The following is a 12133-nucleotide window of genomic DNA, read 5'->3' as shown; positions in this document are numbered from 1 at the left end:
ATGCAGTCGGGAATAGGCGAGGACCTCGTTGAGGAGGTTTTCCAGAGATTGCTGAGAGAACTCTCGTCGGCAATCACAGCTGGTATCAGTGGTTTCCTTGCTCAACTTAAAACGCAGATAGTCAATTATCTTGATGGGTTCTTTAAGAGCCTCATTGACCCGATGGTAGGGACACCCGCCCCCGAAGGACCGAATTCATCGGCCCCAGTTGACATTGCGTTCGAATCTGCGAGTAATGCCCCGTGGAACTCGCTAATATCGGGCATCTACTTCGATGGAATCGTTGGGTTGGCACTCGGGCTGCAGTTCATCGTCTTGGCAATGATTGGAGTTCGATACGGGTCGATGAACCCGGTCATTCGGAAGAAGCTCCTACGCCGACTTGGGGTTGCCTTCCTCTCACTGTTCTTTTGGCTTCCGGTAGCCTCACTGGGGACTCAGTTCTTCAATGCCATCGGTCGCGAGATCTACAAGTCCGGTCAATCAACGACTGAAGTCGCCGCACTAATTGGCTCAGTCCAGCAGATTGCGGATCTCAGCCTTGGGATATTCGTCGTCCTCATCGTTGTCGGACTGTACGTCTACCTCAAGGCGGCGTTCATTTNCTTCGAGGCGACGAACTGGGGACTGGCTTCTGAGCTGTCGCTGTTCATCAGCCTCGTGACGCTGTACTTGGCGGCAAAGTCCCAGAAGGCCCTCATTCAGCGCAGTAGCCGCGTAGCAATCCAAGTCAGCGAGCAGGCCCTTGCTGGTGGGAAAAAGCCCCTCAAGATCGGTGCGGCGGCTGGTGGTGCGGCGGCGACAGCCGGCGCTGGCGCGGTCGGCGGCCCCGGCGCAGCAATGGCGACAGGTGGCACGATTCGAGCTGCCTCAAGCGCTGCAAAAGGGCGCGTCGGCAGTGCTGCCACAGGAGCCCAGATGGTCCACCGCCAGATGGCAGCCAACCCCGCTGGCATGAAGAGGGGTTCTAGCGGTTCCGGTGGCGGCAGTAGTCCCAACGGCTCCGGAGGTGGCGGTAACAGTGGTTCCGGCGGCGGTGGCTCCGGTGGGTCAGGCGGTTCCGCTCCGCCCTCTGGCGGCGGCAGTGGCAGCAACGGCTCTGGTGGCTCACCGCCCTCTGGCGGCGGGAGCGGGTCCAGTGGAAGTCCCCTCAACAGCAGGTTCACCAACGGTGGTTCGTCCGGCTCGTCCGGCTCGTCTGGCTCGTCTGGCTCGTCTGGCGACTCCGAGAGCGACGACACCTCAGTAAGTGAACCCCAGACCAAGATGGAGCGCCAGACGCAGATCAACTCTGGCGATACCAGAGTGTTCGAGTCTGAGGCTGACCCGCCGTTCTCCGACGATGACTTCGACGAGAACGATACCGAGACCACGGAGTCCGATGAGTCCGAGTCGTACGACTCGCTCAAGGATGTGTTTGCGACTGATGACGATATATTAGGGCCGGATGTGTACCGCGACGGCCTGCCGCACAAGGAGGATGACGACTAATGGCTGACTCAGAAGAAGAGTACAACACGAACATCATCCACGAATCCCTCGGAGATTCGACCAACTTCTGGGGCGACTACACGCTGGGGGAACTCATCCTGTTCCTCATCCCGCCGTTTGGCTTCCTCGTCGCGATGGGAATGCCGTTCGTGCCAGCGGCGCTGTTCTTCCCAACGTTGGCTCTCACAGCGGTCGTGGAAGTGTTCCTCTACATCCTGCACAAAGTCCGGCCAGATCACTATCGGCTCACCGAGTGGCTGCGGGTCAAACTGTTCTGGCTCGTCAAAAAGAAGCAGTACACTCACGGCCAGGGCAATCAGGATACCCGGCAGGTCACGCGACTAGAGCGGGTCATGCCCCACGGCATTGAGCGCGTCGACGGAGCGTACGTCGGCGCGGTCGAGGTCGAGCCCGCCAATATGTCGCTACAAGATGACGAGAAATGGGAGAAAGCCGTCAAGTCGCTCACACGCTTGTCCGAGTCACTGACTGGCCGGGCGAAACTCCACGTCACGACGGCCGAGGTCGACAACGAGTCCCACATACAAGCACACGTCGACCGACTCGACGACCCCGACGCAGAGAGCCATTCGATCTTCCGAGGGGTGCTCATGGAGTTCGTCAACCGCTACATCGACGACAGCGGCAACGTTGAGACTGAGACTGAACTCCAGCGCAAGTACTACATCGTCGTTTGGGTGACTGACGACGACATTCACGACCTCCAGATGAACAGCGACTCCATCGCGGATTACNTACATCGTCGTTTGGGTGACTGACGACGACATTCACGACCTCCAGATGAACAGCGACTCCATCGCGGATTACCTGACCGGGATACCGGTCATTGGGCGGCTGTTCACTCGATTCGACAGTGACACGCTCACTGACGCCGAGCGAGAGGAGTTCAAGGCCAAGAAGCTCCACGACCGGCTCGAAACCGTCGACAGAGCAGTCAACAATATGTTTCGGTGCCGTAGCCGGTCGGTCAGCCCCCACGAACTGGCGCACTTGACTGAGGACTACTGGGCCTGTGAAACGCGGTCCGAGCGGGAGTACGAAGAGGCGGCCTCCGTCTCTCCGGTGACGTACTCCGCTCGGGAACTCATCAAGCACGGCAAGGGTGCCACAGCCCATGACGCTGCGGAGGGCATGGACACCGACGACGTCGGTGGGACCGACTACGAGGTTGACGAGACCGACTTCGTCTCCCAGTTGCATAGGCCGGGAGAGAACCATCGGTCACTGGTTGCGCCAACAGATATCGAGTGGGAAGCCGACCACGCCCTCATCGACCAAGAGACGTACACCCGGTGCTTCTGGATCGAGACGTATCCCGAGCATCCGACCAGTGGAATGCTAGAGCAACTACTGCTGGATACGGACCTTGCCGTCGACGTCTCAATCCACATCGACCCATACGACGCTGATACAGCAGTGTCGGTGATGAAGGAGTGGATCTCCTCGCTGAAGATGCTGCAAAACGACAAGGGGGAGCTGGAAGCGGAGGATATCGAACAGGAGGTCAACCAAGCGAAGTACATCCGGCAAATGGTCCGGCGCAACCACACGTCGTTGTTCCGTGTCGGGGCGTTCATCCGACTGACCGCTGAGACCGAAGAAGACCTCCGGAAGCAAACGAACCGGCTCGAAACGCTCCTGCGAGACTCACCGTCGAACTGCGGGGTCAAGCGAACGACCCGCCGGCAGGAAGCAGGACTGGTGACTGTCTCGCCGATCGGGGCCAACGAACTCGGACAAAACCGACTCTCCTCAATGACCGGGGAAGCACTCGGGTCGCTGTTCCCGTTCTCGTCGAACTACCTCCGGATGGAGGACGGCATCGAGTACGGACTGCACGGACACAACGATTCCTCGCTGTTGATCGACCCGTGGGAACTGGAAACCGGTCACTCGGAGCTGGTCACTGGGATGCCCGGTGGCGGGAAGACGCACGGTACGCAGGCTCGGGCGATGCGGATGCTCAAAAAGCGGTCGGACGTCAAGCAGATCTACATCGACCCGGTCGGAGATATGCACGGCAGCGCGAAGATGTTGGATGCAAAGACAATCACGATCAGCGGCGAGACGCCGTTGAACCCGTGCGAGATGCATCCGACGCCGCCGCATGTCCTCGAACAGTCCCCGGATATGCAGCCCGTCTCAGCGAAGAAAGACGAAGTGTACGGGGTCATCGAGAACTTCCTGCAATCGCGGGATGTCGATCTGGAGATGCACAGCGGCCTCATCACGTTCCTGATCGACACGATATTCTCCGAGTCCGATATCGACCCAGCGGACCCGTCGACGCACACGCCGGAGAACTCGCCGGACCTGAGTGACTTTCTCGAAGTGGTCGACCGCCTCCAGGAAGAGCCAGAAATGTTCCCCGGAGCGACAACGGAGTCCTCCCAGCAGAAAATCCAGCAGTACGCAAACGAACTCTCGATTGCACTGCATCCGTTCCGCCCGGGGAGTACCTTTGGCAACCTCTCGAAAGAGTCGGACCTGCGGCTGATCGACGACAGCAGCAAGGCCGTCTATCTGGACCTCCAACAGGTCGAAGGCTCGGGTAGTGGCCTCGGCAAGCAGTCGTTCATCATGCAACTGCTGTTGTCGACGCTGTACCAGCAGGCGAAAAATATGCAGCAGAAGGTCGAGATCATCATCGACGAAGCCCACTACCTGTTCAACGACGACGCGAACTTGGAGTCGCTGAACCAGATTGCNATGCAGCAGAAGGTCGAGATCATCATCGACGAAGCCCACTACCTGTTCAACGACGACGCGAACTTGGAGTCGCTGAACCAGATTGCTCGGCACCAGCGCCACGCTGGACTCCGGCTAGTGATGCTGTCCCAGACGCTCTCTGAGTTCGAGGACAAGGGAGCCGCTGAGGAAATCGCGGGAATGTGCCCGATCAAGGTGCATCACCGCGAACCGGAACTAGGCGACGAGACGGCAACAAGCGCTGGACTGACGGATGAACAGCAGTCCTACATCCAGCACGCTGAAGCTGGCAAGGAGTCACTGGGTGACGGACAGGGCTACTCGCAAGCGCTGGTTCGTGTCGACGAACATGGCGATTACCCGTTGACAATCAAGACGTCGTGGGAAGAGAAGCAGATTATTGACCTCGACGCTGACGCGGAAGATGCGCTCGATGTTGTTGCTCACGAGGCTGACTCCCGCGCTGCTGACTTCGAAGAGTTCGTACGCTCGAAGGCAGTCGAGCAAGAGTTAGCGAATCGTGGATTGTCCCCGGAGAAGGCTGAACACGTCCTCAACGGACTCAGCGAAGACGAGTTGGTGGACGTGGTGTCTGTAGCACTTGACCAGACACAGCCAGAAGCAGTTGTCGCTGACGGTGGTATCGAGACAGAGACTGATGCGGAGTTCGACACTACGGAGAATTCAAATGAGTAACGTCATCTCGATTCGATTGAACCCAGAACAGGGAGAACAGGTTGTAAAGCAGGCGCAGAAAGCAGATGAAAAGCTATCGGAGTACGTTCTGAAGGCTACGGAACAGCGCATTGACCGTGAGTTGAAAGAGCAACGAGCCAACGAATTGAATCTTGAGTCGGAACTTGATGATTTAGCAGATATTGTCGCAGCAGAGGTTGACGGAGCAACAGACATTGACACGGATCAGGAACTGTTCTACTCGGTCGCTCTGTGGGACTTAATTTCCTCTGAGTTCCCGGCAGACAAGCGCGCTGCTGCGATGGAAGGAGCGTCGGAGAAAGTCCAAGAAGAGGTTGAAAGCATCCGAAACAAGGAGGGTCAGGAATGACTGAGAGAGACACTCTACTCCAGATTTACACCACCGAAGCGTACAAAGAATGGTTTGACCAGTTGGCTGACGATGCGGGGACATCTACCTCGAAATACGGACACGAGGTTATTGAGGAACACATTGACCGGGAAACTGGGGAGAACCAGTATCGTCGGTACAACACTGACACGAGCATAGAGCTACTGCTGGAAGAGGCACAGCGCGAGGTGAAAGAGCTGGTAGCGGAGTTTGAGTCTGGAACAATGGAGGAGGTGAAGACCATTCAGGAGGTCAGAACAGCATACACCATTGCGATCTGGAAACTGCTTCAAGATGACTACTCAGCTGAGCAGCGACGGCTTGCGCTGAAATTTGCTGGTGAACACGTCGGACAAGATCCGGGTCTTGAATCGAGAGCCGAAGGCGACTCTGAGTCAGATGCCTCGACTGCTGCTGAATCGGCAGGTGAGAGTGCATGATGCTGAAAACAGATTACCGAGAAGGTGGTGCAGGGAATCTCGTTGATTACATCCGGCGCGACCGGGACCAGGACGCCGGCGCGACAGTTGACCTACGGAATCCCGCTGGTCGAGAACTGTCCGATTCAAAGGTGAATCGGTTTGTCGACAAGAGCCGTGAGTTCGGATTCCAGCGGCACATGATCGTCTCCCCTGATCCTACGGGACAATATTCGCCAGAGGAAGTCCGGGCCAACACTCGGGACTTCATGAACAGTGAGTTTGCCCAGCAGCCGACGACTGACTACGTGTATGGGGTCCACCGAGACACAGAGTTTCCCCACGCACACATCGCGGCGACTGGCGAGCGCGCAGAGTTGGAGATGGATCGGGAAGATATCCGAGAGTTGCGCGAACAAGCAGCGACCGCGTATGAAGAGCCCTCCCGGACGAGGGACCCAACGACTGCCGCTCGCGATGCTCCGGAAGACATTGGCCGGGTCGTGGATGAAGAAGCACGGGAGCAGTACCACGAGGCAGAACTATCGCTGAACCCCGAAGCAGAAAAAGCGCTCAAGCGGGCGACTGAGAAGAGTCAACAGAAAGACGTCGGAAAGCCCACGGCTGAGAAAGCAAGCGATGAGCGGCAAACTGAGCCACTCTCAGAACAGCGTGAGGAACCGCGCGACGCTGACGCCGAAGCTGCCCTCGAACGCGAGCAGGAACCCGAACGCGAAGTTGGGTGGTGGCAGTGAGTTCTAGTTCCTCTGCACCACCAGGACAACGCTCCGGCGAAGTCCCGAATAGCCTCAAGTACGACAACGTCGTCGGGTTCGTCTGGGCTGGATTTATGTTGCTGTTCCCGCCGATGATCGTCGACAGCGACAAGGTTCTCCCAAAGCGGTTCTGGGCGTGGCGCTACATTTACCTCGGCTTTGGACTGATCAGTGCGGCGTTCTTCTATGACGTGCTTGTCCAGACACCCAGCGCAGCGCTGTTGTTCCCGTTCGCACACGTTCTGGCTGCCATCTCAGTCGGGACACTGTTCGCTGGCTTCACCGTGCCCGGGCTATCGCTGCCGATGGTCTCGTACTCGACCACCGTAATCCTGTATGCCATCTCAATCGGTATCGTGTTCTCCGGGGAACTGCTCCGCCGAACGTCGCCGGAAATGCTCGCGATGAACCAGTGGGACCACGACGACGGAGAGTCCGTTGTCCCGCTGGAAGAGGTCTCTCACGAACACGAAGAGGCTGAGATGCCGTTCACGCTCGATCAGGATGTCTCAACGGCTGTCGTGGGCGAGACTGGGTCGGGCAAGACGTCGATGATGAAGCTGCTGGCCTACCAGTTCCCATACTACAGTAACACGGCAGTCATCGCTCACGATACCGGCGAAGACTTCCAAGCATTCTATGAGGAACTAGGCTTTGAGGTTCAGCGCATCCGCCACGAAGACAGCGACGTAGTCTGGAATCTGTTCAAGGATGCTGACTCGGAGTCGGACTTCCGCGAGGTCGCCGGCGCGATCTTTGGAGAGGCCGACGGCCACGACCCGTTCCATCGGCCCGCAAAACAGACTTTCGCGGAGATGCTGATGTACCTGCATCTCAGCGCACAAAAGAACAACCGCCGTCACGCGCTCTGTCATGCCGATATCGTCTCGCTGCTCAACGAGGGCCACATCGCGCTCAAGAAGGCACTGGACGAGTTCGACCGGCTGGATTCGGGTCATATCGACCCTGACAAGGGCAAAGGCGCACAGAACGTCTACCAGACGATCAAGGAGAACGTCGATCCTGTCTTCACCGGTGACTTCGGAGACTACGGGGAGTTCTCCCTGCAAGAGTACATCGAGAACCCGGAAGGGCGAGTCCTCATCATCGACTCGAACCCGACGGAACTGGAAACGCTCGGGCCGATGTACCAACTGCTCGTAGACTGGTCGATCCGCTACGCGATGAATTCTTCAAACCCGACGGTCCATATCCTCGACGAGATTGACGCGCTGCCGGCACTTACTCAAGTAACGAACCTGACGGCCCGAGGCCGAAAGCACAAGGCTCGGGCACTAGTCGGCGTGCAAACAATCGGCCAGCTCAAAGACACGTACAGTACGATCTCTGGGATTGTCGGCAACTGCCCGCAAGGCGTTTACTTCGGGCCGGGTGACAGCGAGTCGACGGACTTCATCCTCGACGAACTTGGCGAGAGCCGTCAGTACGACCGGTCGGAGATGGTGTCGATGAGTCATCAGGGGCGCGGCGAGAACCCACGAACGCAGGCTCGGGACACGTACAAAGAGAAGGACAAAACGCCGGTCACGTCTGGTCTGCTCCGAGACTTCCAGCCCGGTGAGTGCGTTGCCGTCTCACGAACGACGTGGGTCCACGGCCAGTCCTACGAACTGGCTGACGTTCGCGACAGCCTCCCGGCGCAGGGCGCGGAGTCGCCGGACAGTTCGGAACCGGAGCCCACTGAGGATGATACCGACATAGAGAGTGACAGCTGGTTCTCGTTCACTCGGGCGCGACTCGACGATGTACTCCGTGGGTCAGTTGGTGAGACTGACGGCGATGAGTCCAGAGAGAGTGGGGTAAATCGTGACCCCGAAGTCGAGCCAACCGCCGACGCGACAGACGGGTTGGACGTCGACGAGTCGGACGATCCACTCGACCAGACAACAGCAAACACTGCCGTCACGTCTCCGGACACAGACCACCCGGACCTATCAGATTCAGAGGATGAGTACGACGGTGGCGATCACGACCAGCAGTCCGACGACAACACTGGAGGACTCTTCTCTGAGCCGGACCCAGATCCCAGCTTAGGTGGGACGGAATCTGCCCAGCAGGAAGGCGGTGAATCACCTACTGAATCAGATGCAGAGGGAGACTCAAACGAGACTGAGGGGCGGGACGAAACTGAGTCAAGAGAGGAGGAGCGCGACGTATCTGAGTTCATGTAACCCGCCGTTGTGAACTCGTTCCCCTGTATAGAATATCTAATACTTTTGTGCTGTTCTGCGACTGTAATTCTCTCTACTACGTTGGCAAGAGTGGATTGCAAGTACGCCTGCCTCCAATTCTATCAAATTGCAATACTTATCTTTATTGCTATCATTATATCATTGAAATCGCAAGACAGCGGCGGTTTTCGCCCGGTTTGAATCACCGGCAGTGAATTACCACCCCCGACTGAAACAAACCCAAACCGCAAGACGGCGTGGGTATAATTCACCGGTTACCCCCGATTAGTTACACTCTTTATCTTGTCCTCTGGTGATTCAGTCGTGAGGCAGGCGCTGGAAACAGCGATACATAAGAAATAGAATATAAGAGTCGGTGACGAACAGCGGATTTCAGGTAGAATAAAACTCGCCCACTCAGCCCCCGGCCATAACTATTGGAGAACAGATATATCTCACCTCACTCCCCGGAGCCGTATCGTGACTGCTCACGGCGAGCCAGCCCCACCGGGCGTCATGCGAACCCGCTGTGCCACGCACGTCGCCGGCCGCCGACGTCCAAGGCCACGCCGATCACGACCACACGCGAACTGAGCCAGTGCTGGCAGACCCACGCTCGACCCTCGCTTGCTTCGGCCCCTCGTGGCGCACAACCCGACAGTCACCGGCCGGCGACCACACCACTTTGTCCGGAGCTTTGTATCCGAATCCCAACAGGTACAACGCGCCTTGTTTTCGCACTCTTCAAATACCGGAATTTAGTGTGGCATTCAGCCGGGGGGACTGTCCGATTCCCGGCGGGGATCGCGCCCGCTACTGCAGGCACGATTGGACCGGCGTGAGGCGCGCGACCGCGCCGAGCGCAGCNCGGGGATCGCGCCCGCTACTGCAGGCACGATTGGACCGGCGTGAGGCGCGCGACCGCGCCGAGCGCAGCGCCCCGTCGTCCGAGTGAGCGAGAGTGAACGAGGACACGACAGACGAGCATCGCGAGTCTGTCAGTGGCGTCGCGCGCTGGGACGGTCCACCAGCCATCCAGCCCAGTTGCGCCCCGGCCGGCAGACCCACGCCTGCGATACATCCGACACTCCGTGGGACCAGTACCTCGACGTGTGCCAGCTGGAGCCACCCCAACCCAGAGCTTTTTGAGCGATGATGGCCAAGTCTGAATCGCAGCGTTCTCATGTCAAAGACACATCCATCTCCAGAGCGGCGGCTACCTAACGAGCGAATCGTCCCGTCAATGACGACTATCGGCCTGGTCATCGACGAAGTCGTCGAAATCGCACAGCACAACCTCAAGCGTCCGATCTCGGTCAAGATCTGGACTTGGGAAGACGGGACATTCAAAGTTCGTGCCAAGCACTGGTATCCAGCTGGGACAACGACCCGGTACGGCCACCGGTCGGTAATCCAGTACCACAGCGACCGTGAAGTCGTCAAAGGATACCTGCTGGAAAAAGATACAGAAACAGATGAAGAATCACTCCTCCTAGAAATGAAACTCGACGAAATCAGTGATCCAGTCCCACGAAAAAATGAGAAGGGCGACTAACCCTATTTGTCCATTACGAACCGGTAGCACTTCTCACACAGCCGGTCGAACGATTCCTCACGCTCGCTATCATAGAACGACCCCAAGCGCATTCGCTCGTCATCGAGGAAGGTATTGAACACCTTCTCGCACCGCGGACATTGGACGTTTCCCACATTTCTCACCTCCTGGGACCCCTTCTCGGGCCGCCACCTGCCTGCGGCCGCACAAAATCCACGCCGACGAGCAGCGGTATCCAAGCGCTCCCCCGACGCTTAACCAACATACCCGCGATCACCCGCCCAACGTTGGTTAACACCGCTGCGCCACTCTCGCCGACGCCGGATCTCGACAAACCAGCCACGAATGCGGTTCCTGTCCACCTCCCGGCGGCAGGCCGGGATCGCGCCCGCCACTGCAGGCACGATGGACCGCCGCGAGGCGCGCGAGAGCGCCGAGCGGAGCGCTCCGCTGGCGTCGCGCGCTGTCGCGACCCACCAACCACCCAGCCCCAGTTTCTCCCGGGCCGGCTGGCCCACGTCCACGCACACACCAGGACATCGGCCCGCTCACAGCTCCCACCAGACTGACCCACGTTGACGCGCTGGTGCGGTGGCGTGCCAGTCCGTGCGCGCGGTTGTCTCGCCGCCGCCCGCTGTGCCGGAGGCGGCGGCGAGGCNGTGGCGTGCCAGTCCGTGCGCGCGGTTGTCTCGCCGCCGCCCGCTGTGCCGGAGGCGGCGGCGAGGCCGCGTGCGCGAGCACCGTCGCACCGACCGAGGAAGCCCCCTTCTCGATGGGGGACGCCCTCGCTACCGGGCGTTAGTCTGCGGAGTGGACGAGACCCTGATGGGTGGCGGCCCCATGCTCGGTGTCGAACAGGTCCGAACACTCGGGTTCAGGACAGCGGGCCTTCCCGAGCGTCACAGCGACCGCGCGGTCAGTGTCCCGCTCGTTGGCCCACTGATGGGTGTCTGACTCGGCCTCCCACGACGCCACCGCCGGGCTATCGCCCGAGGAGCCGAACATACTACTCCCGTGTCCGGTAGGCGCGGGACCGTCGCCGCGTTCGATGATACACATGAGCGTGTCGCTCGTGACAGCCACCGTCTTGATACCGTTGTAGTCGTCGGGCTTGCCCCCCGAAATACGAACTCTGTCGCCCTCGCGGAGCGTGCGCACCATCTCGCCGCCGTGCATGGACTTGCCCCAGACCGTGACCTTCGCGCTCGTTCCCTCNGGAGCGTGCGCACCATCTCGCCGCCGTGCATGGACTTGCCCCAGACCGTGACCTTCGCGCTCGTTCCCTCGTCGTCCTCGATGTAGAGGACTTGGTACTGATTGCGGGCGTCTGGCTCCGCGATGATGTGGGTCACTTCGCCCTCGACCGTACACTCGTAGCCGTAGGGACTCACCTCGTCGATAGGCGTGGGTACTTGCAGGTCGTTCTGGGCCTCGTTCAAGACGGTAAAGGAAGCCTCATACAGGCTGTTACAGTCGCCCATCTGCCCGGACACAAGGGCGGCGAGTCGGCGGCTCGCTGCCGCCTGCGACAGACTGGTCTTGTCTGCCAGCGTCGCGGCCTGCTGGTTGACTCGCGCCAGCGTGTCGCGGTCCATCCACTGCCGGGGGTCAGCCGGGGAGCGGAACCCGTCAGCGCGTTCGGTTTCCGCGTCGGTGAGCTGGCGAGCCGAGGCTTCGCGGTCGGCACCGTCGACGTGGGCGCGTGCGACCTCGGAGTGTCGGGCTTGCTCGGCTTCGCGGCCGTGGCGTTCCTCCTGCTGTTCCAGCGTTTCGCCAAACCGCCGGTTCGGGCCGACCTCGGTCGAGCGGGTCCAGTCGTATGCCTCCTCCTGCCGGGCGTAGAAGTTGCCACGGCTATCGCTACCCCGATTCATTCTGAAATC

General features: G+C 59.4%; 8 protein-coding genes and 2 pseudogenes. 8 read left to right on the top strand and 2 right to left on the bottom strand.

The features are described from left to right. The 7 genes and pseudogenes from C442_RS19605 (at nt 1) to C442_RS19575 (ending at nt 10250) form a co-directional block, all read left to right on the top strand. Complete coding sequence (locus C442_RS19605; protein WP_008313559.1) at nt 1-1491, top strand: hypothetical protein; 1491 nt, start codon at nt 1-3, stop codon at nt 1489-1491. After that, a pseudogene (locus tag C442_RS23140) lies at nt 1491-4917 on the top strand (VirB4 family type IV secretion system protein). The gene C442_RS19605 and the pseudogene C442_RS23140 overlap by 1 nt, the downstream one beginning before the upstream one ends. Further along, a complete protein-coding gene (locus tag C442_RS19595; protein ID WP_008313557.1) occupies nt 4910-5287 on the top strand; it encodes a hypothetical protein in 378 nt (125 codons plus the stop codon). The pseudogene C442_RS23140 and the gene C442_RS19595 overlap by 8 nt, the downstream one beginning before the upstream one ends. After that, nucleotides 5284-5748 (top strand): hypothetical protein, encoded by a 465-nt coding sequence (locus tag C442_RS19590; RefSeq protein ID WP_008313555.1) that lies wholly within the window; start codon nt 5284-5286, stop codon nt 5746-5748. Before C442_RS19595 ends, C442_RS19590 begins: the two co-directional genes overlap by 4 nt. Beyond that, complete coding sequence (locus C442_RS19585) at nt 5745-6482, top strand: relaxase/mobilization nuclease domain-containing protein (protein ID WP_049943122.1); 738 nt, start codon at nt 5745-5747, stop codon at nt 6480-6482. Before C442_RS19590 ends, C442_RS19585 begins: the two co-directional genes overlap by 4 nt. Next, the gene (locus tag C442_RS19580; protein WP_049943121.1) at nt 6479-8695 is read left to right on the top strand and encodes a type IV secretory system conjugative DNA transfer family protein; all 2217 of its coding nucleotides are present in this window, start codon (nt 6479-6481) and stop codon (nt 8693-8695) included. Before C442_RS19585 ends, C442_RS19580 begins: the two co-directional genes overlap by 4 nt. Before the next feature lie 1243 nt (nt 8696-9938). Beyond that, nucleotides 9939-10250 (top strand): hypothetical protein, encoded by a 312-nt coding sequence (locus C442_RS19575; RefSeq protein WP_008313549.1) that lies wholly within the window; start codon nt 9939-9941, stop codon nt 10248-10250. 2 nt (nt 10251-10252) lie between these two features. Here the strand turns inward: C442_RS19575 and C442_RS21915 are convergent, their stop codons facing one another. Next, nucleotides 10253-10405, bottom strand: coding sequence for a hypothetical protein (locus tag C442_RS21915; RefSeq protein WP_154021066.1), 153 nt, complete (start codon nt 10403-10405; stop codon nt 10253-10255). 509 nt (nt 10406-10914) lie between these two features. Here C442_RS21915 and C442_RS21910 point away from each other — a divergent pair. Continuing rightward, on the top strand, nt 10915-11052 hold the full coding sequence (locus C442_RS21910) for a hypothetical protein (RefSeq protein WP_161606641.1): 138 nt from the start codon (nt 10915-10917) through the stop codon (nt 11050-11052). On the opposite strand, the pseudogene C442_RS23005 reads toward C442_RS21910, so the two are convergent. After that, a pseudogene (locus C442_RS23005) lies at nt 11049-12133 on the bottom strand (SOSS complex subunit B family protein); the annotation flags it as partial. The gene C442_RS21910 and the pseudogene C442_RS23005 overlap by 4 nt on opposite strands.

Source organism: Haloarcula amylolytica JCM 13557 (assembly GCF_000336615.1).
GTDB lineage: Archaea > Halobacteriota > Halobacteria > Halobacteriales > Haloarculaceae > Haloarcula > Haloarcula amylolytica.
The sequence above is the reverse complement of the archived record's forward strand: the minus strand, read 5'-3'. Positions and strand labels throughout refer to the sequence as shown.